This is a genomic window from Amycolatopsis sp. NPDC114505 (genome assembly GCF_055633615.1).
Window position 1 is genome coordinate 3,550,687 of record NZ_JBVKDV010000001.1, and the last position, 24,380, is coordinate 3,575,066.

19 protein-coding genes are annotated in these 24,380 nt (G+C 71.9%); 11 read left to right on the forward strand and 8 right to left on the reverse strand.

The features are described 5' to 3' along the window. Window positions 1-8: 8 nt before the first annotated feature. Window positions 9-3,902, forward strand: a complete 3,894-nt coding sequence (gene hrpA, locus ACZ7OU_RS17575) for an ATP-dependent RNA helicase HrpA (RefSeq protein ID WP_470255789.1) — start codon at window positions 9-11, stop codon at window positions 3,900-3,902. Here hrpA and ACZ7OU_RS17580 read toward each other — a convergent pair. Next, entirely contained in the window at window positions 3,899-4,207 is a 309-nt protein-coding gene (locus ACZ7OU_RS17580) for a hypothetical protein (protein WP_470255790.1), read from the reverse strand. The genes hrpA and ACZ7OU_RS17580 overlap by 4 nt on opposite strands. Window positions 4,208-4,321: 114 nt before the next feature. Between ACZ7OU_RS17580 and ACZ7OU_RS17585 the strand changes: the two genes are divergently transcribed. Next, window positions 4,322-6,088 carry a sialidase family protein gene (locus ACZ7OU_RS17585; RefSeq protein ID WP_470255791.1) on the forward strand — a complete coding sequence of 589 codons (1,767 nt, stop codon included), beginning with the start codon at window positions 4,322-4,324 and terminating at the stop codon, window positions 6,086-6,088. 117 nt (window positions 6,089-6,205) lie between these two features. Here the strand turns inward: ACZ7OU_RS17585 and ACZ7OU_RS17590 are convergent, their stop codons facing one another. After that, on the reverse strand, window positions 6,206-7,894 hold the full coding sequence (locus ACZ7OU_RS17590) for a bifunctional 3'-5' exonuclease/DNA polymerase (protein ID WP_470255792.1): 1,689 nt from the start codon (window positions 7,892-7,894) through the stop codon (window positions 6,206-6,208). A gap of 152 nt (window positions 7,895-8,046) precedes the next feature. Between ACZ7OU_RS17590 and ACZ7OU_RS17595 the strand changes: the two genes are divergently transcribed. After that, window positions 8,047-9,681 (forward strand): acyl-CoA synthetase, encoded by a 1,635-nt coding sequence (locus tag ACZ7OU_RS17595; protein ID WP_470240904.1) that lies wholly within the window; start codon window positions 8,047-8,049, stop codon window positions 9,679-9,681. On the opposite strand, the gene ACZ7OU_RS17600 is transcribed toward ACZ7OU_RS17595, so the two are convergent. Then, window positions 9,676-9,966, reverse strand: a complete 291-nt coding sequence (locus ACZ7OU_RS17600) for a nuclear transport factor 2 family protein (protein WP_470255793.1) — start codon at window positions 9,964-9,966, stop codon at window positions 9,676-9,678. The two genes, ACZ7OU_RS17595 and ACZ7OU_RS17600, sit on opposite strands and share 6 nt — an antisense overlap. Before the next feature lie 75 nt (window positions 9,967-10,041). Here ACZ7OU_RS17600 and ACZ7OU_RS17605 point away from each other — a divergent pair, with 75 nt between their 5' ends. After that, window positions 10,042-12,963, forward strand: coding sequence for a helix-turn-helix transcriptional regulator (locus tag ACZ7OU_RS17605; RefSeq protein WP_470255794.1), 2,922 nt, complete (start codon window positions 10,042-10,044; stop codon window positions 12,961-12,963). 1 nt (window position 12,964) lies between these two features. Here ACZ7OU_RS17605 and ACZ7OU_RS17610 read toward each other — a convergent pair whose 3' ends face one another. Beyond that, window positions 12,965-13,888, reverse strand: coding sequence for a hypothetical protein (locus ACZ7OU_RS17610; RefSeq protein WP_470240901.1), 924 nt, complete (start codon window positions 13,886-13,888; stop codon window positions 12,965-12,967). 406 nt (window positions 13,889-14,294) lie between these two features. Here ACZ7OU_RS17610 and ACZ7OU_RS17615 point away from each other — a divergent pair, with 406 nt between their 5' ends. From ACZ7OU_RS17615 to ACZ7OU_RS17630, 4 genes are read left to right on the forward strand one after another with little or no spacing between them, the layout of a single operon-like run. Then, complete coding sequence (locus tag ACZ7OU_RS17615; RefSeq protein ID WP_470255795.1) at window positions 14,295-15,047, forward strand: SDR family oxidoreductase; 753 nt, start codon at window positions 14,295-14,297, stop codon at window positions 15,045-15,047. Beyond that, window positions 15,044-16,099, forward strand: coding sequence for a phosphotransferase family protein (locus ACZ7OU_RS17620; RefSeq protein WP_470255796.1), 1,056 nt, complete (start codon window positions 15,044-15,046; stop codon window positions 16,097-16,099). The genes ACZ7OU_RS17615 and ACZ7OU_RS17620 overlap by 4 nt, the downstream gene beginning before the upstream one ends. Then, window positions 16,100-16,756 (forward strand): histidine phosphatase family protein, encoded by a 657-nt coding sequence (locus tag ACZ7OU_RS17625; protein WP_470255797.1) that lies wholly within the window; start codon window positions 16,100-16,102, stop codon window positions 16,754-16,756. Between the two features lie 10 nt (window positions 16,757-16,766). Continuing rightward, entirely contained in the window at window positions 16,767-17,681 is a 915-nt protein-coding gene (locus tag ACZ7OU_RS17630; protein WP_470255798.1) for an SMP-30/gluconolactonase/LRE family protein, read from the forward strand. Here the strand turns inward: ACZ7OU_RS17630 and ACZ7OU_RS17635 are convergent. From ACZ7OU_RS17635 to ACZ7OU_RS17650, 4 genes are read right to left on the reverse strand one after another with little or no spacing between them, the layout of a single operon-like run. Further along, the gene (locus ACZ7OU_RS17635) at window positions 17,678-18,505 is read right to left on the reverse strand and encodes an enoyl-CoA hydratase family protein (protein WP_470255799.1); all 828 of its coding nucleotides are present in this window, start codon (window positions 18,503-18,505) and stop codon (window positions 17,678-17,680) included. The genes ACZ7OU_RS17630 and ACZ7OU_RS17635 overlap by 4 nt on opposite strands. Continuing rightward, window positions 18,502-19,194 (reverse strand): SDR family NAD(P)-dependent oxidoreductase, encoded by a 693-nt coding sequence (locus ACZ7OU_RS17640; RefSeq protein WP_470255800.1) that lies wholly within the window; start codon window positions 19,192-19,194, stop codon window positions 18,502-18,504. The genes ACZ7OU_RS17635 and ACZ7OU_RS17640 overlap by 4 nt, the downstream gene beginning before the upstream one ends. After that, entirely contained in the window at window positions 19,191-20,702 is a 1,512-nt protein-coding gene (locus ACZ7OU_RS17645; protein WP_470255801.1) for a benzoate-CoA ligase family protein, read from the reverse strand. The genes ACZ7OU_RS17640 and ACZ7OU_RS17645 overlap by 4 nt, the downstream gene beginning before the upstream one ends. Further along, window positions 20,695-21,447 (reverse strand): creatininase family protein, encoded by a 753-nt coding sequence (locus ACZ7OU_RS17650; RefSeq protein WP_470255802.1) that lies wholly within the window; start codon window positions 21,445-21,447, stop codon window positions 20,695-20,697. Before ACZ7OU_RS17650 ends, ACZ7OU_RS17645 begins: the two co-directional genes overlap by 8 nt. A 47-nt stretch (window positions 21,448-21,494) precedes the next feature. Here ACZ7OU_RS17650 and ACZ7OU_RS17655 point away from each other — a divergent pair, with 47 nt between their 5' ends. Genes ACZ7OU_RS17655 through ACZ7OU_RS17665 form a run of 3 tightly spaced genes read left to right on the forward strand, consistent with a single transcriptional unit; the run spans window position 21,495 to window position 24,291 of the window. After that, entirely contained in the window at window positions 21,495-22,310 is an 816-nt protein-coding gene (locus ACZ7OU_RS17655; protein ID WP_470240892.1) for a PaaX family transcriptional regulator, read from the forward strand. Further along, window positions 22,307-23,101: a tryptophan 2,3-dioxygenase gene (locus ACZ7OU_RS17660; RefSeq protein ID WP_470255803.1), complete on the forward strand. Its 795-nt coding sequence runs from the start codon at window positions 22,307-22,309 to the stop codon at window positions 23,099-23,101. The genes ACZ7OU_RS17655 and ACZ7OU_RS17660 overlap by 4 nt, the downstream gene beginning before the upstream one ends. After that, a complete protein-coding gene (locus ACZ7OU_RS17665; RefSeq protein WP_470255804.1) occupies window positions 23,098-24,291 on the forward strand; it encodes a kynureninase in 1,194 nt (397 codons plus the stop codon). Before ACZ7OU_RS17660 ends, ACZ7OU_RS17665 begins: the two co-directional genes overlap by 4 nt. Window positions 24,292-24,380: the final 89 nt, after the last annotated feature.

Below are 24,380 nucleotides of genomic sequence, written 5' to 3' on the forward strand. Positions count from 1 at the left end.
GTCCAAGCATGTCCACGTCATCCCCCTTCGAAGCGCTGCGTGCGCGCCTGCCCGAGCTGATGCCGCGTGACGAGCAGCGGCTGCGCCGGCGGCTCGACGGTGCCCGCAAAGCTCGCGATCGCGACGCCGCCCTCGCGCAGATCTCCGCCGACATCGACAAGGCCGAGCTGCGGATCGCGGCGCGCCGCGAAAGCGTGCCCAAGATCGAATACCCCGAAGAGCTGCCGGTCAGCAAGCTCAAGGACGAGATCGGCGCCGCGATCGCGAAGCACCAGGTCGTGATCGTCGCGGGGGAGACCGGCTCGGGCAAGACCACCCAGCTGCCGAAGATCTGCCTCGAGCTCGGCCGCGGCATCCGCGGCCAGATCGGCCACACGCAGCCTCGCCGCCTCGCCGCCCGCACGGTCGCCGACCGGATCGCCAGCGAGCTGAAGACCGAGCTCGGCGACACCGTCGGCTACAAGGTGCGGTTCACCGACCAGTCCGGGCAGGACACGCTGGTCAAGCTGATGACCGACGGCATCCTGCTGGCCGAGATCCAGACCGACCGCTCGCTGCGCCAGTACGACACGCTGATCATCGACGAGGCTCACGAGCGCAGCCTCAACATCGACTTCATCCTCGGCTACCTCAAGCAGCTCCTGCCGCGCCGTCCCGACCTCAAGGTGATCATCACCTCGGCGACGATCGACCCCGAGCGGTTCTCGAAGCACTTCGACGACGCGCCGATCGTCGAGGTCTCCGGCCGGACCTACCCGGTCGAGACGCGCTACCGGCCGCTCGTCGACCCCGACGACCCCGAAGGTGACGACGAGCGCGACCAGACGCAGGGGATCCTCGACGCCGTCGAGGAGCTGTGCGCCGAGGGACCGGGCGACGTCCTGGTGTTCCTCTCCGGCGAGCGCGAGATCCGTGACACCGCCGACGTGCTCAACCGGGCGGACCTGCGCAACACCGAGGTCCTCCCGCTGTACGCGCGGCTGTCGGCGGCCGACCAGCACCGCGTGTTCCAGCAGCACAGCGGGCGCCGGGTGGTGCTCGCGACCAACGTCGCCGAGACGTCGCTGACCGTGCCGGGCATCAAGTACGTCGTCGACCCGGGCACCGCGCGCATCTCCCGCTACAGCCACCGCACGAAGGTGCAGCGCCTGCCGATCGAACCGGTCTCGCAGGCGTCGGCGAACCAGCGCAAGGGCCGCTGCGGCCGGACGTCCGACGGCATCTGCATCCGGCTGTATTCCGAAGAGGACTTCGAGGCGCGGCCGGAGTTCACCGACCCGGAGATCCTGCGGACCAACCTCGCGTCGGTCATCCTGCAGATGACGTCGCTGGGGCTGGGCGACATCGCGGCGTTCCCGTTCGTCGAGCCGCCGGACCGCCGCCAGGTCACCGACGGCGTCGGGCTGTTGCAGGAGCTGGGCGCGTTCGACAGCACCGCCACCAGCTCGTCGGACCGGCGGCTCACCGACATCGGCCGCAAGCTCGCGCAGCTGCCGGTCGACCCGCGGATGGGCCGGATGGTGCTGGAGGCGGCGAAGAACGGCTGCGTCCGCGAGGTCATGATCATCGCGGCGGCACTGTCCATCCAGGACCCGCGGGAGCGGCCGGCGGAGAAGCAGCAGGCGGCCGACCAGCAGCACGCGCGCTTCGCCGACCCGACGTCGGACTTCCTCGCCTACCTGAACCTGTGGGAGTACGTCGCCGAGCAGCAGAAGGCGTTGTCCGGCAACCAGTTCCGCCGCATGTGCCGCACCGAGTACCTCAACTACCTGCGCCTGCGCGAGTGGCAGGACATCTTCAGTCAGCTCCGGCAGCTGGCGAAACCGCTCGGCATCTCCCTGAACACGAACACGGCCCCGGTGGACCCGCAGCGCGTGCACACGTCGCTGATCGCCGGGCTGCTCTCGCACATCGGGCTCAAGGACCCGGCGAAGGGCGACTACCTGGGCGCGCGCGGCGCCCGCTTCGGCATCTTCCCCGGGTCGGCGCTGTTCAAGAAGCAGCCGCGGTTCGTGATGTCGGCCGAGCTGGTCGAGACGTCGCGGCTGTGGGCGCGGGTGAACGCGCGCATCGAGCCGGAGTGGGTCGAGCCGCTGGCGGGGCACGTCGTCAAGCGCAATTACTCCGAGCCGCACTGGGAACGCAAGCAGGGCGCGGTGATGGCGACCGAGAAGGTGACGCTGTACGGGGTCCCGCTGATCGCCGACCGCCGCGTCAACTACGGCCGGATCGACCCGGAGATGTCGCGGGCGCTGTTCATCCGGCACGCGCTGGTCGAGGGCGACTGGCAGACGCGCCACCACTTCTTCGCCGAGAACCGGGCGCTGCTGGAAGAGGTCGAGGACCTCGAGAACCGCGCGCGGCGGCGCGACATCCTGGTCGACGACCAGACGCTGTACGAGTTCTACGACGAGCGGGTGCCCGCGGACGTCGTCTCGGTGCGGCACTTCGACACCTGGTGGAAGAAGACGCGGCACGAGCAGCCGGACCTGCTCTCGTTCGAGAAGTCCATGCTGATCAACGAGACCGCGGGTGGTGTCCGCGAGGGCGACTACCCCGACTCGTGGACGCAGGGCACGCAGGTCTTCAAGCTCACCTACCAGTTCGAGCCGGGCGCGGACGCGGACGGCGTCACCGTGCACATCCCGCTGCCCGTGCTGAACCAGGTCACCGAGGACGGTTTCGACTGGCAGGTACCCGGCCTGCGCGCGGAACTGGTGACGCAGCTGATCAAGTCGCTGCCGAAGGCGTTGCGGCGCAACTTCGTCCCGGCGCCGGACACCGCGGCGTACGTCCTTTCGCGAGTGTCCCCTTCGGACGGTCCGCTGCTGGAGGTGCTCGGCCGCGAGCTGCGCGCGCTGCGGGGGATCACGGTGCCGTACGCGGACTGGGACCCGGCTTCGGTGCCGGAGCACCTGAAGATGACGTTCCGGGTGGTCGACGAGCGGGGCAAGAAGGTCGCCGAGGGCAAGGACATCTCGCTGCTGCGGCTCAAGCTGGCGCCGAAGGTCCGGGAGACGATCTCGAAGGCGGCCAACAGCCTGGAGAAGGCGGGGCTGACGAAGCCCGACTTCGGCTCGCTGCCCCGCGTGTTCGCCTCGACGCAGCGCGGCCACGACGTCAAGGCGTACCCGGCGCTGGTGGACGAGGGCGCGTCGGTGGCGGTGCGGATGCTGGACACGCCGGGGCAGCAGGAACACGCGATGTGGGCGGGCACGCGGCGGATGCTGCGGCTGAACCTGAACTCGCCGATGAAGTTCATCACGCGGTCGCTGTCGAACTCGTCGAAGCTGGTGCTGAACCGGAACCCGCACGGCAGCGTGGCGGCGCTGCTGGAGGACTGCGTCGACTGCGCGGTGGACGCCCTGATGACGGCCGGCGGCGGTCCGGTGTTCGACGAGACCGGCTTCAAGGTCCTGCTGGAGAAGGTCCGCGCGGGCCTGCACCCGGTGGTGCTGGACGTGCTGACCGACGTCGAGAAGATCCTCCGCGCGGCGAACGACGTCGAGGTGGCGCTGCCCTCGACGCGCGGACCGGCGGAGTCGCTGGCCGACATCCGGGCCCAGCTTTCGGGCTTGGTCCACCCGGGTTTCGTGACGGCGACGGGTGCTTCGCGGCTGCGCAACGTGGTGCGCTACCTGCAGGGAATCTCGCGCCGGCTGGAGAAGCTGGTCTCGGAGCCGACCCGCGACCTGCAGCGCACGGCGGACATCGCGTGGATCACCGGCGAGTACGCCGACGCGCTGGCTTCCCTGCCGCCGGGCACGTCGTCGCCGGCGCTGGACGAAGTGCGGTGGATGATCGAGGAGCTGCGGGTTTCGTTCTTCGCGCAGACGCTGGGGACGGCACACCCGGTGTCGCTGAAGCGGATCACGAAAGCCATCGACGACGCGCTGGCCTAAAGGAAGACCCGAGCGAGCTCCAGCCACTTCCGCGCGTGGTCGCCGTCTGCCGTGAGGCCGGTTTCGGCCGGCGTCCGGCGCTGGGTGACGCACAGGCCGAAGTCGAGTGCGCCGGGCCGCACCCGCGGCGGCATCGAGGTCGGCGTCCGCCGGCACGACGTCGAAAGCTTCCGGCGTCCGGAGGGCGACGAGCACGTTCGCGTCGGCCGCGGCGAGGTGCGCGATCTGGTGGGCGATCGTCCACCCGGCCCGGGCAGCGCGCGGTCGCGCTCCACCGCGGACCGGTCGAGACCGTAGTCGATCATCGGTCCAGGCTACCGAAATCCGGTATGTCCGGCTCCGAACTTCCGTCGGTTGACCGCGCGTGGACGGGCGTCAAGCCTGGGACGGCTGAAGACCTCCTGGGAAAGGATCTTCCGATGTCCTCAGGTGTTTCATCCGCCAAGCGCAGAATCTTCGCCACGCTCACCGCGCTCGTCCTGCCGCTCGCCGTCGTCCTCGCGCCGGCCGCGCACGCCGCCGGCGGAGGGTCGCCGCTGCCGGTGGATCCGCTTCACAGTAAGCACAAGATCGCGGCGGAGGCTCGGCACGATGTGCCGAACCCGCTGCTGAAGGAGCAGTTCGCCGAGGAGGAAGAGGAAGACGGCGACGATCCGGCGCTGTCCGCGCTCTGCCAGACCTACATCGGCAAGCCGAACCCGTACCGGCCGCTCGCTCCCAACAACGACGTCATCGCGGGCGACACGATCGTGCCCACCGGCAGCCAGACCGGCTGCAGCACCGCCCAGAACGAGACGACCGTCGCCGTCAACCCCGAGAACCCGCGCAACATCGTCGCCGGTTCGAACGACTACCGGCTCTACAACACCCGCGAGGCGCGCAACGACTCCGGCGGCTTCGCCTACACGTCGTTCGACGGCGGCCGGACCTGGGCGAACGTCCAGCTGCCGCACCTGGACTTCCCGACCGGAGCGCCGGCTCCACTGTCCTACATGGACGCCGCGGGTGACCCGGCGGTCGCGTTCGGGCCGCACAACACCGTCTACTACGCCACGCTCCTGTTCAGCCGGGCGGCGGTCCCCGACGACCAGCAGCTCGCCAGCGGCATCGCCGTTTCGGTGTCCCACGACGGCGGGCGCAGCTTCGGCGACCCGGCGATCCTGCACCTCGACGGCCTCACGCCGGCCGGCACGCCGACGCCCACGAACATCTTCAACGACAAGGAGTGGATCGCCGCCGACCCCGTGTCCGGCGACGTCTACGTGACCTGGACGCAGTTCACCTACGACGACGGCGGAAACTTCGTCGAGTCGCCGATCGTGCTGTCGAAGTCGGCCGACTTCGGCCGGACGTGGTCGCCGATGCGCCGGGTTTCGCCGTCACTGTCCGGTTTCCACGGGGGGATCACGCCCTACGGCAGCGGCTCGAACCCGGTCGTCACCCGTGACAAGACGCTCCAGATCGCCTACGAGACGTCGGTGTGCGCGACCGCGGCGTGCGACCAGCCGGCCGATCACGACGCCGTCGTCGTGGCGACCTCGCGGGACGGCGGACGCACGTTCCGGAACACGGAGGTGGCGCTCGACTTCGACTTCCCGGTCGACGAAGACGTCGCCAACAACGCGCTGACCGGCGAGAACTTCCGCGTCAACAGCTTCCCGCAGCTGACCTACGACCGCGTGACCGATCACCTGTGGGTGACCTGGGCCGACGACCGCAACGGCACCTACCGCGACGGCGAGTCGGTCAAGACGAACGGCGACGCGTTCCTGAGCGGGTCCGACGGCCGCCACGGCTGGTCGAAGCCCGTGAAGATCGGCACGGGCGCCGACGAGGTGTTCCCGGCGGTCGCGGCGCTGGCCGGACGTGTCGCGGTCACGTTCTACACCCGCGCGTACGACCCGCACGGCATCGGCCTCGACTACGCCTACGCCACCGGCTGGGGCGACCGTTCGTCCCCGATCCGCCGGATCACGACGCAGACGGCGAACCCGCAGGTCCAGTTCGTGTCGACGGGCGCGGAGACCGGCAAGGAGCTGCAGGGCGTGTTCATCGGCGACTACACCGCGGCGGCGGTCGGCGCCGACTTCCGGCTGCACCCGGTCTGGACCGACTTCCGCGGCAACCCGGGCAAGACCCTGCCGAACCAGGACGTCGGCACGCAGACGCTCTCGATGTTCGGCTGACGCGTACCCGGCCGGACGACACGCGTACCTGGACGGACGACACGCGTACCTGGACGGACGACACGATCGACCGCCGTGTCGTCCATCTGCGTGCGCGTGTCGTCCGTCCGGGTACGGCTACTTCGCGTCGGCGTAGGTGTCGACCACCGCGACCTGCATCGGGAACCGCACCGGGCAGGCCTCCCCGAACAGCATTCTCGCGGCCTCCGCCACCGCGTCCGTGATCGCGGAAGACACCTCCTCCGCCAGCGCGGCCGGCGTGTGGACGATGACCTCGTCGTGCTGGAAGAACACCAGGTGGGCCGGATCCGGGAGGCGCTGGCGCAGCGTCGCCAGCATCACCGCCGTCATGTCGGCCGCGCTCGCCTGGACGACGAAGTTGCGCGTGAACCGGCCCCAGCCGCGTGACGCGCGGCGGGCCTTCAGCTCCCCGGCCTCGTCCGAAGCCAGCCCGCCGGTCAGCGCGCGCCAGGCGGCCGAGGGTGCGGGCGAGGTCCGGCCCAGCCGGGAGCGGACGCGTTCGCCGCGCTCGCCCGCCTGCGCCGCGTGCTCCACATAGGACACCGCGTCCGGGAAACGCTGGCGCAGCAACGCCAGCAGCGGCCCCGCTTCGCCGGACGTGCCGCCGTACATCGCCGAGAGCATCGCGATCTTCGCGCGCGCCCGGTCGTCGCGGTCGTCGTCGGGGGCCGGGACCCAGCGGGCGCCCGAGAACAGCGCCTCGCCGAGCCGGGCGTACAGGTCGGTCGCCGCCGCGACGTCGGCCAGCCGGCGGTCGCCCGACAACGCCGTGAGCACCCGCGGTTCGAGCTGGGCCGCGTCGGCCACCACCAGCTTCCAGCCCGGGTCCGCGCGCACGCACGTGCGCAGCACCTTCGGGATCTGCAGCGCCCCGCCGCCGCGGCTGGCCCAGCGCCCGGACACCACCCCGCCGACGACGTAGTGCGGCCGGAACCGGCCGTCGGTGACCCACTCCTCGAGCCAGGCCCAGCCGTTCGCCGCGTACAGCCGCGACAGCTCCTTGTACTCCAGCAACGGCCCGACCGCGGGGTGGTCGATGCCCTTCAGCAGGTACTTCCGCGCCGCCGGGACCTCGATCCCGGCGCGGGCCAGCGCCTTGACCACGCTCGGCGGCGAGTCCGGGTTGACCGGCCGCCCGCCGAACGCCTCGCTGATCTTCGCCGCCAGCTCCACCAGCACCTTCGGCCGCTCCCCGGCGCGCACCCGCGGCCCGAGCCGGGAGACCAGCAGCGCCTCGTGCAGGTCGGCGCGCCAGGGCAGGCCGTCGGCCGACATCTCCGCCGCGGCCAGCGCGCTCGCCGACTCCGCGGCGAGCAGCAGCCGCATCCGGTCCGGGTGCCCGGTCGCGGCGACCCGCCGCTCCTGCTCCGCGAGCACGCGCCGGACCGCCGTGACGACCGTCACGCCCTCGGGCAGCGTCGGCACCCGGGTGTCGAACAGCGTCGGCTGCGCCAGCTCGACGTCCGCGGAGTCGAGCGGCGGCTCCTCGTCGTTCGCCCTGGCCCAGGCCGCGCGCAGGCTTCGCGACTGCCCCTCCCGGCCCTCGTGCGCCAGCAGCAGCCCCTCGGCCAGCGCGAGGTCGTAGCAGCGCCCGACCCGCACCCCGGCCGCGACGAGCACCGGATACACGCCCTCCACCGAAGGGAACACCCAGCGCGGCCGCAGCGTCGCCTCCAGCTCCCGCGCCAGTGCCGCGAAACCCGCCTCGTCCAGGCCGTTCGCCGTCGACGACGGTGCGTGCACGGTGAAGCTCCCGTCCTCCTCCCGCCCGGCGATCACCTGCACGGAGACATCATGACGGCCACCACCGACAAAAACCGGGCCACGCGCGGCTGGTGCGCTCGCGGCGCCGTTGGTTTACTGTCCAGTAGCCCCCATACCGCCGGTACGCCCGCCGTCGGCATGGGCTCTCTTCCCGCAGCAACGGAGGTGCCCGGATGAGCCTGGTCGAGCTCGCCACGCAGGTGGCGGACAAGGTGGCGGAGACGGCGCGCAGCGTGGACGTGATGCGCCGCGCGGGTCTCGTCCCCTTCCCCCGGCTCGACGAGGGGGTCCGGTCGCTGGTCGCGTTGCGCAAGTTCGGCCCGTTCGCCGGCGCGAACCACATCTCCGCGCGCCGCGACCCGACCGCCGTCGGCATCGTCGACGAGCTCGGCCCGCTGACCTACAAGCAGCTCGACGACCAGTCGAACGCGCTGGCCAGGGCCTGGTCCGAGCGCGGGATCAAGCCGGGTCAGGTCGTCGCCGCGCTCTGCCGCGACCACCGCGGCCTGGTGATCACGATGGCCGCGTCGGGCAAGCTCGGCGTCCGCCTGCTGCTGATGAACACCGGGTTCGCGAAGCCGCAGCTGGCCGACGTCGCCAAGCGCGAGGGCGTCACGGCGCTGGTGTACGACCAGGAGTTCACGAACCTCCTCGACGCGATCCCCGACGGCGTCGAGCGTTATTTGGCCTGGGTCGACCCGGACAGCGACCTGAGCGACCGGGACGTGCCGGTGCTGTCCGAGATCATCGCCAGCACCGACGACCGGCCGTGGCCCGCGCCGGCCAAGCCGGGCGGTTTCGTGCTGCTGACCAGCGGCACGACGGGCACGCCGAAGGGCGCGCCGCGGCCGCACACCTCGGCGCTGGCGTCGGCGCAGTTCCTCGACCGGATCCCGCTGCGGTCCAACGAGGCCACCTACATGGGCGCGCCGCTGTTCCACGGCACCGGGCTCTCGCAGTTCATCCTTTCCTTCGCGCTCGGCTCGAAGGTCGTGATGCGCCGCAAGTTCACGCCGGAGGAGGCGCTGCGGGGCGTCGCCGAGCACAAGTGCACCGCGCTCGTGCTGGTGCCGACCATGCTGCAGCGCATCGTCGACCTGCCGAAGGACGTCCGGGCGAAGTACGACACGTCGGCGCTGCGGATCATCTTCGTCGCGGGCTCCGCGCTGTCGCCGGACCTCGGCAACCGCGCGAACGAGGCGTTCGGCCCGGTCGTGCACAACCTCTACGGCTCGACCGAGGTCGCTGTGGCGACGGTCGCGACGCCGGAAGACTGGGCGCGCGCGCCCGGCACGGTCGGCCGGGCACCGGTCGGCTGCAAGGTCGCGCTGTACGACGAAAAGGGCGGCAAGATCACCGAGCCGCACGTGACCGGCCGAGTGTTCGTCGGCAGCGGCCTCAGCTTCGGGGGCTACACCGACGGCCGCCACAAGGAGATCATCGACGGCCTGCTGTCGAGCGGCGACGTCGGCCACTTCGACGAAGACGGCCTCCTGTTCATCGACGGCCGCGACGACGAGATGATCGTCTCCGGCGGCGAGAACGTGTTCCCGATCGAGGTGGAGAACCTCCTGGTGGAGCGTGAAGACGTGCTGGAGGCGGCGGTGATCGGCGTCGAGGACCCGGAGTTCGGCCAGCGCCTCAAAGCGTTCGTGGTCCTGGCCGACGGCGCGGACCTCGACGTCGAGGGCGTCCGCGAGTACGTGAAGGCGAACTTGGCGCGCTACAAGGTGCCGCGCGACGTCGAGTTCCTGGACGAACTGCCGCGCAACGCCACCGGGAAGGTGCTGCGGACCAAGCTGTCATGAGCCGCGCTGGACGTTGACGATCCGCCAGCCGTCATCGCGCCGGGCGGCCACCACCGTGCAGCCCACTCCGTCGCGGTGACCGGTCGCGACACCGACGGTGGCGGTCACCTCCAGCCGGGTCCACCGGAACGCCGCCGTCGGCGCCCGGCCGGGCCAGTGGTCGCGGTCGAGCACCAGTCCGTCGGGCCCGTCGCCGCGGAAGCCGGCGGCCAGGAAGGACGCGGTGGTGTCGCCGCGCGTCTCGGCGTCGCGCCATCGGGCCAGCAGGTCTTCGAAGGTGTCCACGGATCGAAGGTCGCAGGCGGCGGGGGTGCGGACATCTGCCACCTGGCCGAGATTCGCTGGCAGACTGGCCGGGCGATGAGCGAGACGAACCTGGTGCCCGCGGGCACGGTCACGATCCTGTGCGCCGGCGACGAACCTCCGGCCGTTTTCGCGACGCCCGAAGAGGCCGTCGCGACGTTGACCACCGGACCAGCCGCTGTCCACACGGGCGAGGCCCTGATCCGCGACGACGGCACGCCGACCGGACCCGCTGTCCGGCGCTGCCGGCACCTGCGCGAGCTGGCCGACGGCCGCACGCTCGTCTCCGCGCCCGCCGCCGCCGGACTGCCCGGCAAGCCGCTGCACGACCTCGGCGTCCACCGGCTGCCGGACCTCACCGCGCCCGAGCGGATCTTCCAGCTCGGCGGCAGCCCCGGCCCCCTGCGCTCGCTCGACACGACCCCGAACAACCTCCCGGTGCAGCTGACCGGTTTCGTCGGCCGCGGAACCGAAGCTGACGACATCGAGGGGCGGCTGGCCGGGGGACGGCTCGTCACGCTGGCCGGGACCGGCGGCAGCGGCAAGACCCGGCTGGCCGCGCAGGTCGCCGCCGCCGGGGCCGGACGATGGCCCGATGGGGTGTGGTGGGTCGAACTCGACACCGAGCCCGCCGAAGTCGCCGAGCTGGTCGCCGCGACGCTCGGGGTGCCCGTCGAGCCGCACGTCGGCGCCGTCCGGTCGGTGGTGACCCACCTGCGCGACCGGCGCGTCCTGCTCTGCCTCGACAACTGCGAACAGGTCCTCGACGGCGTCGCGGACCTCGCCGTCGAGGTGCTCCGGTCCTGTCCCGAGGTCGCCGTGCTGACGACCAGCCGGGAACCCCTCGGCGTGCCGGGCGAGACGGTGTGGCGCGTGCCGCCGCTGGCCGTCGAGGAGGCGGTCGCGCTGTTCGTCGAACGGGCGGGCGCGGTCCGCCCACTGTTCACTTTGGACACTTCCAGCGCGGCCGCCGTCCGGTCCGTCTGCACCCGGCTCGACGGCATCCCGCTGGCCATCGAGCTCGCCGCCGCGTGGCTCGGAACCCTGACCCCGCACCAGATCGACGCCGGTCTCGACGACCGTTTCGCGCTGCTCACCCGCGGCCCGCGCGGGGTGCCGGCCCGGCAGCAGACCCTCGCCGCGTCGATCGCGTGGAGCCACGACCAGCTCGACGACGCGGACCGCGCGGTGTTCCGCCGGCTCTCCGTCTTCGCCGGCGGGTTCACCCTGGACGCCGCGGGTGGCCCGGTCGCGCTGGGCCGGCTCGTCGACAAGTCCTTGGTGCTGGCCGAAAACGGCCGCTACCGCATGCTGGAGACGCTGCGTGAGTACGCGGCGGCCCGGCTCGCCGAGGCCGGGGAGACCGACGCCGTCCGCGACCGCCACCTCGACCACTTCCTCGCGCTCGCCGAAGCCGCCGAACCCGACCTCGACCGGGACAAGGACGCGTGGCGCGCGCGGGTGGAACCCGAGCGCGACAACTTCCGCGCGGCCCTGGAATGGGGGCTGGCGCGGGAAGATCCCGAGCGCGGCCGCCGGCTCGCCGCCGCCGTCGCGTGGCTGTGGAACCTCCGGGGCCGCGGCCACGAGGGCTTGGCCTACCTGAAACGCGCGGTCGCCCGCTGCCCGGACGAGCGCTCGCCGCTGCAGGCCCGGCTGCTCACCGGGATGGGGCTGGTCGCCGACACGACGGCGCCGTTCGACCTCGAAGCCGCGCGCCTGGGCCTGGAGATCGCCACCGAAGTCGGCGAGGCGGGGCTGCGCGCGCGATGCCTCTCGCTGACCGCCCTCGGGCACCTCTACACGGACTTCGACGCCGCCTGGGACCTCGCCCTCGAAGCCGAGAAGGCGGCGGAAGACGACGACTTCGCCCGCGACAGCGCCGTGATGCTGCGCGGAATCGTCCTCCACGCCCGCGACCGCCACGGCGAAGCCGACTCGCTGCTCGCCGAAGCGGCCGAAGGGCTCCTTCGCCGAGGAGATCGAGGACTCGCCTCGACCGTCCTCAGTGCCCGGTCGGCGATCGCGCTCGCGTCGGCGGACCTGCCGCGGGCGCGCGAACTCGCCGAGCACGCCGTCGAGGTCGCCGCGCCGCTCGGGGACTTCCACCGGGTCAACACGACGTTGTGCCGGCTGGCGCTGGTGCACTGCCTGGCCGGTGAGGTCGACGCGGGGTTCCGCGTGATGGAACCGTTCCTGCGGCTGCTCGAGACCGCGGGCGACGTCTTCGTGCCCGGTATGGCGGGCGTGATGGGCGAGCTGCACCGGCGTCGCGGCTCATTCGACGAAGCCGAGCGGTGGTTCGCCCGTGAGGCCGTTCCCGGGACGTACATGGCGTCGCAGGGGCTCGCCGGACGCGGGGCCGTGCTGCGGGAGCTGGGCCGGACCGAGGAAGCCGCGGCCGTGCTGACCACCGCCGTCGAGCTGACCCGGCGCTGGGGCCTGCGGTCGGCGCTGGCCGACGCGCTGGACCAGCAGGGGTACCTGGCCGAGCCGGAGCAGGCCGCCGAGCTGCACCACGAGGCCCTGGCGCTGCGCCTCGACCACGGACTCCGCCTGGGTGTTCTCGACAGCCTGGACGCGCTGACGGCGCTCTTCGTCCGCACCGGCCGCGAGGCCGACGCGGCGCGGGTCTTCGTCTCGGCCACGCGGGTGCGGACGGAGCTGGGCTTCCCGCGCCGGCCGGGCGGGTTGGACCTCACGACCGAGGACGAGCCGATGAGCCTCGACGACGTCGTCGCGTTCGTCCGCCGGACCCGAGGAGCGCGCGGCCGCCCGTCGAGCGGCTGGGGCAGCCTGACGCCGACCGAGCTGGAGGTCGTGAAGCTCGCGGCGGAAGGCTGCACGAACCCGGAGATCGGCACCCGGCTGTTCATGAGCCGCGGCACGGTGAAGACCCACCTCGCGCACGTCTACGCCAAGCTGGGCATCGCGAACCGCACGGAGCTGGCCACCGCGGCCGCCGCGCAGCGGGGGTGAATCAGTCCCAGTCGATGCCGAACACCCCGGGGCCGAAGTCCAGGGCCACCGCGTGGACGCCGTCGCCGCCGTCGAGCTTGAGGGGACGGCGGGTGGCGCCCGTCCCGCCGTTGCGGGCGTACTGCCAGCAGCGCTCGGGCGCCGTGCCCAGTGCGAACCGGACCTCCAGCAGGTACTCCCGGACCGGCCGCCGGAACTCGCGGTAGTAGGTGTTGCGGCACTCCGGGTACGGCGGCCCGCCGTTGGTCAGCGTGTACTCGATCAGGTGCGTCTCGCCGCGGTCGATCGGCTGGTCGAAGATCAGCTCGGCGACGATCAGGCCGTGGGCCTCGTCGGTCTCGGCGCGGCCCACCCGGCAGTTGCGCACCGCGTGCAGCTCCGGTGCGCCGGCGGCCGGGTCGTCCTGGGTGTAGACGAGCAGCCAGCGGTCCAGGCCGTCCGCGCCCGCCTGGAACACCGCCCGCGCGGTGACCGCGCGCTGGCCGCCGTCCGCGGCGATCTCGCACAGGTCGTGCAGCCCGACCAGCTTCAGCGGGTGCTGGCGTTCGAGGGCGTCCGGCGCGCCGACCTTGTCCAGCAGCGGCTGGAGCGTCTCGCGGGGGAACGTCAGGGGCTCGCCGCCCGCGTGGCGCTTCCCGGCGCCGCCGCGGGGCCGGGGCGGCGGCAGCAGGCCGAGCAGGGATCCGGCCGGGACGTCGAGGATTTCTTCCAGCGTGCGGACGGCCGAGAGCGAGCTCTGCCGTTCCGGCTGGCGCTTGCCGGACTGCCAGTAACTGAGGGCGGTGACGCTGACGACGACGCCGCGGGCGCGCAGCCGCGCCTGGATCCGGTCGAGGGAGAGACCACTCGTGGCGATGGCCGCGCGCAGGTGGGTGGCGAACGCGGTGCGTTCACCCTGCTGACCGCCCGCCGTGCTGCCCGCCATGGCCGACCCGCCCCGTAACGTCCCCCGACGATCCCCGACACGGTGCACGTTACCAACCCGAACGGACGTGGGCGGACACGGTCCGCGACTGATTTGCCGGGGCCGTCCCCTTCGCCGGAGGTCGCCGCCGGCCGGGACCCGGGGGCCCGCTCGGGCGAACGGGCTAGTACTGGCAACTGTGAACCATTGCCCCGGCCTGGGCGGACGCGCTTGTATGACTTGCCCGCACCGGTGGCTCCGCCTCCCCCTCACGGCCCATCCGGCGCGGTGACAGCCGTGGACAACGGCTCCGGCTCGCCCGGCCGCGTTGTGCGACCGGCCGGGATGGCCGCGCGATGACCGGTGGCCCGGCGACGCCCCCAGCGCCGGGCCACCGGTCTTATTACTTCCGGGTAGCATCCCCCGCATGGTCGTCCGCAAGAACATCCTGATCACCGGCGCGAGCAGCGGGTTGGGCGAAGGCATGGCCCGCCAGTTCGCGGCGAAAGGGCGCGATCTCGCACTCTGCGCGCGACGCACCGACCGGCTCGAAAAGCTGGCGGCCGAGCTGACCGCGGCGCACCCGGGGATCAAGGTCGTCACGCGCAAGCTCGACGTCACCGACCACGACAGCGTCTTCACGGTCTTCGAGGAGTTCCGCGCCGAGCTGGGGTCCCTCGACCGGGTGATCGTGAACGCCGGGCTCGGGAAGGGCCAGCCGGTCGGGAAGGGCCGCTTCGACGCCAACCGGCAGACCCTCGAGGTCAACTTCGTCGCGGCCGCCGCCCAGATCGAGGCCGCCGCCGGGATCTTCCGCGCGCAGGGCGCCGGGCACCTGGCCGTCGTCTCCTCGTTCAGCGCGATCCGCGGCCTGCCGGGCAACCTCACCGCGTACGCCGCCTCGAAGGCCGGGATCTCGGCGTTCGTCGACGGCACCCGGCTGGAGCTCAAGCGCGAGGGCATCACCGTCACCGACATCCGGCCGGGCTACATCGAGTCGGAGATGAACGACCGGATCGGCCGGAACCCGTTGCTGGCCAAGGCCGAGAGCGGCGCGCGGGCGCTGGTCAAGGCGGTCGAGGCCGAGCGGGCGCGGGCGTACGTCCCGGCGTGGCCGTGGGTGCCGCTGAGCCTCGCGATGCGCGTGGTGCCGGCCTCGATCCTGCGGAAGTTCGCATGACCACCGTCGAGGTGCGCGAGGAAGACGCCTTCGACGCGGCCGCGGTGCACGCCTGGCTGGCCGGGCGGGTCCAGGGCCTCGGCGACGAGCCGCCGTCCGTCCGGCAGTTCCCCGGCGGCGCGTCGAACCTGACGTACCTGCTGACCTACCCCGATCGCGAGCTGATCCTGCGCCGCCCGCCGGCCGGGCCGAAGGCCGCGTCGGCGCACGACATGCGACGCGAGTACCGCGTGCAGCACGCCCTGCGGCCGGTGTTCCCGTACGTGCCGCGGATGCTCGCGTTCGGGGACGACCCGGCCCTGCTCGGCGGCGACTTCTACGTCATGGAGAAGCTGGACGGCCTGATCCTGCGCGGCGACCTCCCCGAGGGCATGACACTGACGCCGGACCAGGCGCGGGCGCTGTCCGGCAAGGTCGTCGACCGGCTGGTCGACCTGCACGCGGTCGACGTCGAGAAGGCCGGGCTGGCCGACCTCGGCAAGGGCGCGGGGTACGTCGAACGGCAGATCCGCGGCTGGTCGGACCGGTACGTCGCGGCGCGCACCGACAACGTCGGCGACTTCGCCGAGGTCCGCTCGTGGCTGGCCGCGAACCAGCCCGGCGAGGTCAAGATCTGCCTGATCCACAACGACTACCGGCTGGACAACCTGGTCCTCGACGGCCCGTCGACGTTGAACATCGTCGGCGTCCTCGACTGGGAGATGGCCACGCTCGGCGACCCGCTGATGGAGCTCGGCAGCATGCTCGCCTACTGGGTCCAGGCCGATGACGACGACGTCATGAAGGCGAGCCGCCGCCAGCCGACGCACCTGCCGGGGACGTTCACGCGCGAGGAGTTCGTCGCGCGGTACGCCGAGAAGACCGGGCTGACGATCGGCGACTGGCGGTTCTACGAGGTCTACGGCCTGTTCCGGCTCGCCGCGGTGCTGCAGCAGCTGTACCGGCGCTACCACGACGGCGCCACCCGCAACCCGGCGTTCAAGGACTTCTGGCAGTTCGTCGGCTACCTCGACTGGCGCTGCCGGGAGATCATCGCGAAGGGGAGGGTCTGAGTGGGCGCGATCTACCTGGTCCGGCACGGGCAGGCGTCGTTCGGGGCCGAGGACTACGACGCGCTGTCGCCGCGCGGCTTCGAGCAGTCCACTGTGGTCGGCGCGGAACTGTTGCGGCGTAACGTCTCCTTCAGTCAGATTCGCTCGGGAACGCTCGCGCGGCAGCGGGACACCGCGGCGACGGCGTTGAAGGTCGTCGGCACGGACGTCCCGGTCGTGGAGGATCCCCGCTGGAACGAGTACGACCACGTCGACATCGCGCTCCACCACGCCGGCGGTGCGCCGCAGGAGGACTCCCGCGCGTACCAAGGGCTGCTCGACTCGGCGCTGACGGCGTGGACGACGGCCGGCGAAGACGGGCCGTGCGCGGAGACGTGGCCCGTGTTCCTCGAGCGCTGCCGCGGCGCGCTCACGGATCTGGTGGCGTCGCTGGGCAAGGGCGAGCACGCGGTCGTGTTCACCTCCGGCGGCGTGATCGCCACGATCTGCGGCCTGCTCATGGGCACTCCCGAAGCCGGGCTGCTCAAGCTCAACCGCGTCACGGTCAACGGCGGGATCACGAAGCTGGTGTCCGGCCGCGGTGGCGTTACCCTGTTGTCCTTCAACGAGCATCCGCACTTCGAGGCCGACGCGGCTGCGCTGCTGACCTACCGGTAGGAGATGGTCGATGCTGTCCGGTCGTCACGTCACGCTCATCCCCATCGGCGGCCACGGCCCGGAGGACGTCGTCCTCGACGCCCAGGGCCGGATCTACACCGGCGTCGACGACGGCCGCATCCTGCGGTACACCCCGGACGGCAGCGGCACCGTGACCATCGCCGACACGGGCGGCCGCCCGCTGGGCCTGGAGCTGTATGGCGAGGACGAGCTGCTGATCTGCGACGCGCGGGCGGGGTTGCTCGTGGTCCCGCTGGCCGGCGGCGCCGTGAAGACCTTGGCGACCTCGGCGCTGGGGCTCGACTTCGTGTTCTGCAACAACGCGGCGGTGGCGTCGGACGGCACGATCTACTTCACGGACTCCTCGCGCCGCTTCGGCATCGACAACTGGCGCGACGACCTCATCGAGCAGACCGCCGGCGGCCGCCTGCTGCGCCGCACCCCGGACGGCGCGATCGACCTGGTCCTCGACGGACTCCAGTTCGCCAACGGCGTGGCGCTGGCCCCCGACGAGTCGTTCGTGGCGGTCGCGGAGACGGGCGCGTGCCGCGTGACGCGGGTGTGGCTGGACGACGGCCGCACCGACGTCTTCGTCGACGACCTGCCGGGCTTCCCGGACAACATCTCGACGGGCACGGACGGCCTGATCTGGATCACGCAGGCCTCCCCGAAGGTGGCGGCGCTGGACGTGGTCCGCCGCCTGCCGGCCCCGCTCCGAGCGGGCGTCCGCGCCCTCCCGACGTGGTTGCAGCCCAAGCCGGGCCGCGAGGTGGGCGTCCTGGGCGTCGCGCCGGACGGCAAGGTGGTGAAGGAACTGCGCGGCGAGATCGACGGGTTCCACATGCTGGTGGGCGTGCGGGAGTGGCAGGGTCAGCTGTACTTCGGCTCGCTGGAGGAGTCGAAGATCGCGGTGGTCCGGGTCTAGCGGCCGGTCCACCGGGGTTCGCGGCCCGCGGTCCACGCCGCGTAGAACTCCTTGTGGTCCTTCGCCGTCATCAGCAGGGCCTGGGTCATCGCCTCCAGCTCGATCGCGCTGCCCAGGTCCATGTCCAGCTCGCGGGTCAGCAGCACCTTCGTCGTCGCGTACGCCAGCGCCGGGCCGTCCGCCAGGCGGCGGGCCAGCGCCGTGGCCGTCTCGCCCAGCGAAGCGTCCGGGACGACCTGCGAAGCCAGCCCGATCTCCAGCGCCCGGGCGGCCGGCAGCTTGTCGCCCAGGATCAGCAGCTCCGTCGCCCGGCCCAGGCCCACCAGCCGCGGCAAGAGGTACGCCGACCCCATGTCGGCCCCCGCCAAGCCCACCTTCGTGAACAGGAACGCGAACTTCGCCGACTCCGCCAGCAGCCGGAAGTCGCTGGCCAGGGCGATCACCGAACCGGCGCCCGCCGCCACGCCGTTGACCGCCGCGATCACCGGCAGCGGGCACTCGCGCAGCGCCTTCACCACCGCGCCCGTCATGCGGGTGAACTCCAGCAGCTCCGCCGTCTCGAACTTCTGCAGCTCTCCGATGATCTCCTCGACGTCGCCGCCGGAGCAGAATCCGCGGCCCTGCCCGGTGATCACCAGCACCCGCACGTCCTCGTGCTGCGGCAGCTCGATGACGAGGTCCCGCAGGTCGGCGTAGACGTCGAACGTCAGCGCGTTCAGCTTCTCCGGGCGGGTGAACGTCACGGTCGCGACGCCGTCGGCAAGGGTGAACTCGAAGTGTTCCCACTCCTTCGTCAGCGGTGCGGTCGCGCGGAACGGGCTCATGACTGGATTCCTCCGCCGTCGAGTACGAGGGTCTGGCCGTTGATCGCGGCGGCTTCGGGCGCCGCCAGGAAGGCGACGGCGAACGCCACCTCCGAAGGTTCGAGCAGTCTGCCGAGCGGGGACGCCGACGCCAGCGCCGCTTCCGCTTCCGCCGAAGCGCGTCCCGTGCGCTCCTGGATCCGCGCCACCGAGGTCGCCGTCATGTCGGTGCGGACGAACGCCGGGCAGACCGCGTTCGCCGTGACGCCGGTGCCGGCCAGCTCCGCCGCGACCGCCCGCATCAGGCCGGCCGCCGCGTGCTTCGACGCCGTGTACCCGGCCGTGTAGCGGTAGCCGACGTGCGACGCCGTCGACGCGACCGTGACGATCCGGCCGCTGTCCCGCGAGCGCATCCCCGGCAGCACCGCGCGGGTGCACAGGAACGCGCCGGTCGCGTTGACCTCGATCTGCGACCGCCAGTCGTCGAGCGAAGTCTTCGCCAGCGGTGCGCTGGCGGAGATTCCCGCGTTGTTCACGAGCACGTCCACCGGCCCGGCGGACGCGAAGTAGGCCGCGACGGCGTCCTCGTCGGTGACGTCGCATTCGGCACGGCCGGGCGCGAGGACCTTGTCGCCCGCCTCGGTGAACCGGGCCGCGATCGCCGCGCCGATCCCGCGGGTGCCGCCGGTGACGACGACCAGCCGGCTCACGGCCGGCCCGCCAGTGCGCGCCGGTCGAGCTTTCCGTTGGCGGTACGGGGAAGTTCCGTCATGAACACCACTTCGCGGGGGTACTTGTGCTTGGCCAGGTGGGCTTTCGCGTGGTCCTTCAGCTCGTCGGCCGGCACCGGCGCTCGCACCACGACGTACGCGCGCGGCACGACCAGGCCGTCGACCTCGTGCCCGACCACCGCGCAGTCGACGACCGCGGGGTGCCCGAGCAGGCAGTCCTCGATCTCGCCGGGCGCGACGAACACCCCGCCGACCTTGAGCAGCGCGTCCGCGCGTCCGTGGTGGCGGAAGAAGCCGTCGGACCGGCTGAAGAGGTCGCCGGACGTCAGCGTGTCGCCGTCGAACGTCCCGGCCGACTTCTCGGCGTCGCCGAAGTACTCCAGCGCGATCGTCGGCCCGGTCACCCGCAGCGGCCCGATTTCCCCGTCCGGCAACGGGTTCCCGAGTTCGTCGACGACCTGGGCGGTGTAGCCGGGGACGGGCGTGCCGAGGGTGCCGGCCCGCGCGTGACCCGGCCGGTTCGACAGGTAGATGTGGTACGCCTCGGACGAGCCGATCCCGTCCACCACCGGCACCCCGAAGGCCGCGTCCCACTTCCGGTGCAGCTCCGGGGGCAGCGCCTCGCCGGCGGACGTCGTCATCCGCAGGCAGCTCAGGTCCTGCGCCGCCGCGGCCGGGTGCGCGACCATCGCGCTCATCATCGTCGGCACGTTCACCAGGACCGTCGGCCGATATCGCGCGATCAGCTCGAACACCAGGTCCGCCGTGCTGCGCTCGGGGAACGCGATCCCGGCCGCGCCGACGCCGAACGGGAACAGTGCCACGAGGTCGCGCGCGTAGCCGAAGAACAGCTTGGGCACGGCGAGCACGCGGTCGTCCTCGCGCAGCCCGAGCACCTGGACGGCGTACCGTTCGAAGCTCTCTTTCGCACTGCGCAACGGATGCACGCACGCCTTGGGCGCGCCGGTGCTGCCGGTGGTGAACTTCCAGATCCCGACGTCGTCCACAGTGGTCGGAGCCGCGTCCAAAGTGTCCGGTGCGGCGTCCACCAGGGACCGGAACGGACGTTCGCCCGGCCGCAGCTCGTCATCGGGTACTCCGGTGACCAGGAGCCCGGTGGCGCCCGCTTCCCGCAGGGCGGGCACCGTGACGGCGTCGGCGACCACCGCGACCGCTTCGGTGTAGCCGAGATAGTACGCGTAGTCCTTGGGCTGCAGGAACGGGTAGACCTCGGCGGTGACCGCGCCGATCTTCTGGGCGCCGTACCAGGTCGCGACGAACTCGTCGCCGTCGCTCAGCGCCAGCAGCACGCGCTGTCCTCTTCGGACACCGGCGTCGAGCAGCACGTTCCCGACGCGGTTGGTCAGCCGCGCCAGCTCGGCGTAGCTCACCGCGCGGTCCCCGACGAACAGGGCGGTTCGGTCACCGCGGCCCGAAGCCACGTGCCGGTCGAGGAAGTGCGTGGCGAGGTTGAACGGCTCACTCACGGGCCAGCTCCCGGATCGCTTCCACCAGCAGGTCGGTCAGGGTCGAGAACGTCTCTTCGCCTTCGGACGCGGTCGCCTCGGCCGGCGCGCCGCAGTACGCCTCCGTCATCCCCATCGCGAGGAAACCGCCGTCCTCGGGCGCGGAAGCCAAGCTCACGCGCACGTGCGGCAACGTCCGCATCAGCGGCTGGTCGACCAGCTCGGGCCGGTCGGCGAGCACCAGCGACGTCTCGTAGCGGCCGGCGTGGCACTCGCCGGAGCGGAACTCGTCGGTCAGGCGCTGCGCGTGCCGCCGCCGGACCAGGTCGAGCAGCGCGACACGGCCGTCGTAGGCGAAGTTCAACGTCTCCACCGCCCGCCGGAGCGTGACCAGGTGTGCGGGCTCGAAGTGGTTGTTGACCAGCAGGATCCGCTTGAACCGCTGGCCGATCAGGGCCGACCCGATGTCGACGAGCAGCGAGTGCAGCGTCTCCTCACCGACGTGGACGCCGCCGGCGAACCCGGCCGCGAACCGCGTCACGCCGTAGGGCACCTCGGGCAGCACCAGCACGTGGACGTCGTCGTCGGCGGCCAGGCGAGAAGCCGCGCGCTCGCACATGCCGCGCGAGATCAGCGGGTCCGTGCCCAGCGGCGCGTGCGGCCCGTGCGGCTCGACCGCGCCCAGCGGGAGCAGCAGCACCGGCACCCGCGAGCCGTCGGCGAGGGCCGCGACCTGCCGCGAGCTGAGGTCCGCGAAGTACGTCACGCAAATCAAGCTACACCGCAGCGGCCTGAGGTGTATAGAGTTGCGCCATGCCCGGAGACGCCTTCGACGCCAGCCCTCAGGAGCTGGTCGTGACGTTGCTGGGCAGCTACGTCCACCCGCGCGAAACCCGCCGGGTGTGGTCGGGCGGCCTGGTCGCGGCGCTCGCCGAGCTGGGCTTCTCCGACGGCGCGGCCCGGATCGCGCTCACCCGCGTGGTGCGCCGCGGGCTGCTCCAGCGTCATCGCGAGGGCCGCACCGTGCACTACTCGCTGACGCGCCGCACCGTCGCGCTGCTCGCCGACGGCGACCACCGGATCTTCTCCCTCGGCCGCCGCGAACGCGCCGCCGGCGAGTGGACCGTGCTCTGGCAAAGCATCCCGGAGACCCACCGCCAGGCCCGCGAACGCCTGGTGCGGCGGCTGCGGTTCCTCGGGTTCGGCCCCTACCAGGACGGCACCTGGATCGCCCCGCACGACCGCGAGGCCGAGGTCGTCGCCCTGCTCGGCGAGCTGGACGTCACCGAGCACGCCGGGCTGCTGCTCGGCCGCCCGTCGGCCGCGCTCGACGTCCGCCGCTTCGCCGGCCGGGCCTGGGACCTCGACGACCTCGCGGCGCGTTACGCGACTTTCGTCGGACAGTTCGGCGCGTACCCCGGGAAGAAGATTTCGGACGCCGAAGCGTTCGAGGTGCGGACCCGGCTGGTGCACACGTTCCGGGCGTTCCCGTCGCTCGACCCCGAACTGCCCGCCGACCTGGTCCCCGCACCGGACCGCCGGGCGGCGGCGGTCGAGTTGTTCCACGATCTGTACACCGCGCTGGCTCCGGCCGCTCAGCGCCATTTCGACGAGGTGACGCAAGGATGACCGATATCGACGCCAAGACGCAGGAAGCCCTGAGCTACACCTCCTACCTGGCGCTGGACGAGGTGCTGGCAGCCCAGCGCCCGCGTTCGGACGAGCACGACGAGCTGCTGTTCATCGTGATCCACCAGGTGTACGAGCTGTGGTTCAAGCAGATCCTGCACGAGGCGGAGTTCCTCCAGAGCAACCTCGAAAAGGGGAACACTGCGATTTCGATCCGGGTCCTGCGCCGGATCCTGACGATCCTCAAGGTCGCCGTCGCGCAGATCGACGTCCTGGAAACCATGACGCCCAGCCAGTTCACGAGCTTTCGCGCCCGTTTGGACGCTTCGAGTGGCTTCCAGTCGGCCCAGTTCCGCCAGCTGGAAGCCGTCCTCGGACGGCGTGACGAGCGCGTGTTCGCGCACTACCCCGAAGGCGGCGAGCAGCGGAAAGGCATCGCCGAGGCGATGGCGCGACCGTCCTTGTTCGACTCTTTTCTCGCGTACCTCAAGGTTTCTGGCTACGCGGTCGAGTGTGACCGAGACGTCACTCGACCGGTGGAGCCCTCTTCCGCCCTGCAGGCGATATTGCTGGACGTGTACAGCGACGACGGCGGACCGTCGGTCGTCGCGGAATGTCTGGTGGATCTCGACGAAGGGATGCAGGAGTGGCGCTACCGGCACGTGAAGATGGTCGAACGCACCATCGGCGACAAGACCGGGACGGGGGGATCGTCCGGCGCGACCTACCTGCGTACCACGCTCTTCCAGCCGATGTTCCCGGATCTCTGGGCCGTACGGAGCCGACTGTGACCACTTTGGACGACCTGCGCGACGACCACAACGCGCTCGCCCCGCACTACTCCCGTTTCGGCGTCGCCGAGCGCCTGCTGCTGTCCGGGCACTCGCACCAGGCGTGGCCTGACGTCGCGGAGGAGGGCCTGCGGGAGTCCTTCTCGGACGCCGCCCGCGACGTCGACGAGAAGTGGGGACGCGCGTTCGCGAAGGCCGACGAGCTGCGCGCGGGGTTCCGCCTGCTGCTCGGCGACCCGCACGGCGAGTACGCCCTCGGCGCGAGCACGCACGACCTGGTGCTGCGGTTCCTGTCGGCGATGGAGCTGCCGCGAAGACCGCGCCTGGTCACCACCGACGGCGAGTTCCACACCCTGCGCCGCCAGCTCGCCCGCCTCGAGGAGGAGGGCGTCGAGGTCGTGCGGGTGGCCCTGGACCCGGTGACGACGCTCGCCGAGCGTGTCGCCGCCGAGGTCGACGACAACACGGCGGCGGTGCTCGTCTCGGCCGTGCTGTTCGAGACGTCGCGGCTGGTCCCGGGGCTCGCGCACCTGGCCGACTCGTGCCGCGACCGGTCGATCGAGCTCGTCGTCGACGCCTACCACGCGCTCGGCGTCGTGCCGTTCCCGCTGCACGACCTCGGGCTCACCAACGCCTGGGTGCTCGGCGGCGGCTACAAGTACCTGCAGCTCGGCGAGGGGAACTGCTTCCTGCGGCTGCCCGCGCACGCCCAGGAGCTGCGCCCGGTGATCACCGGCTGGTACGCCGAGTTCGGGGCGCTCGCCGACGAGCGCGACCCGGGCAAGGTCGCCTACGCCACGGGCGGCGACCGGTTCGCCGGCGCCACCTACGACCCGGCCAGCCACTACCGCGGCGCCCGGGTCCAGCGCTTCTTCGCCGATCAGGGCCTCACGCCGGAGTTCCTGCGCCAGGTGTCGCAGCACCAGGTGGGCCTGCTCGCGTCGGTGTTCGACGCGCTCGGTTTGCCTGCGGACGTCGTCACGCGGGACCGTTCGGTGGAGCTGGAGCGGCTCGGCGGGTTCCTCTCGCTGCGCTGCGCCGACGCGGCCGGCCTGCAGGCGGCGCTGGCCGCGCAGGGCGTCCGCACCGACAGCCGGGGGCAGTACCTGCGCTTCGGCCCGGCGCCGTATCTCTCCGACACCCAGCTGGAGACGGCGATGAACACCCTTGGTGCGGTGGTGCGCGGCTGAGTCCGTGATCTAGGTTGGTGCCGGGAAGCACTCGGGCGGACGACCTCCGCTCTGCCTCCCCGTCACTGTTGAAGCGCGTCCCGGCCACG

Bases quoted from the DNA above. Each gene is read 5' to 3' on its own strand.
- ACZ7OU_RS17610 (WP_470240901.1), bottom strand. From the start codon at position 13,888: ATGGCGGGCAGCACGGCGGGCGGTCAGCAGGGTGAACGCACCGCGTTC.
- ACZ7OU_RS17630 (WP_470255798.1), top strand. From the start codon at position 16,767: ATGCTGTCCGGTCGTCACGTCACGCTCATCCCCATCGGCGGCCACGGC.
- ACZ7OU_RS17580 (WP_470255790.1), bottom strand. From the start codon at position 4,207: ATGATCGACTACGGTCTCGACCGGTCCGCGGTGGAGCGCGACCGCGCG.
- hrpA (WP_470255789.1), top strand. From the start codon at position 9: ATGTCCACGTCATCCCCCTTCGAAGCGCTGCGTGCGCGCCTGCCCGAG.
- ACZ7OU_RS17655 (WP_470240892.1), top strand. From the start codon at position 21,495: ATGCCCGGAGACGCCTTCGACGCCAGCCCTCAGGAGCTGGTCGTGACG.
- ACZ7OU_RS17585 (WP_470255791.1), top strand. From the start codon at position 4,322: ATGTCCTCAGGTGTTTCATCCGCCAAGCGCAGAATCTTCGCCACGCTC.
- ACZ7OU_RS17605 (WP_470255794.1), top strand. From the start codon at position 10,042: ATGAGCGAGACGAACCTGGTGCCCGCGGGCACGGTCACGATCCTGTGC.
- ACZ7OU_RS17615 (WP_470255795.1), top strand. From the start codon at position 14,295: ATGGTCGTCCGCAAGAACATCCTGATCACCGGCGCGAGCAGCGGGTTG.
- ACZ7OU_RS17595 (WP_470240904.1), top strand. From the start codon at position 8,047: ATGAGCCTGGTCGAGCTCGCCACGCAGGTGGCGGACAAGGTGGCGGAG.
- ACZ7OU_RS17660 (WP_470255803.1), top strand. From the start codon at position 22,307: ATGACCGATATCGACGCCAAGACGCAGGAAGCCCTGAGCTACACCTCC.
- ACZ7OU_RS17635 (WP_470255799.1), bottom strand. From the start codon at position 18,505: ATGAGCCCGTTCCGCGCGACCGCACCGCTGACGAAGGAGTGGGAACAC.
- ACZ7OU_RS17620 (WP_470255796.1), top strand. From the start codon at position 15,044: ATGACCACCGTCGAGGTGCGCGAGGAAGACGCCTTCGACGCGGCCGCG.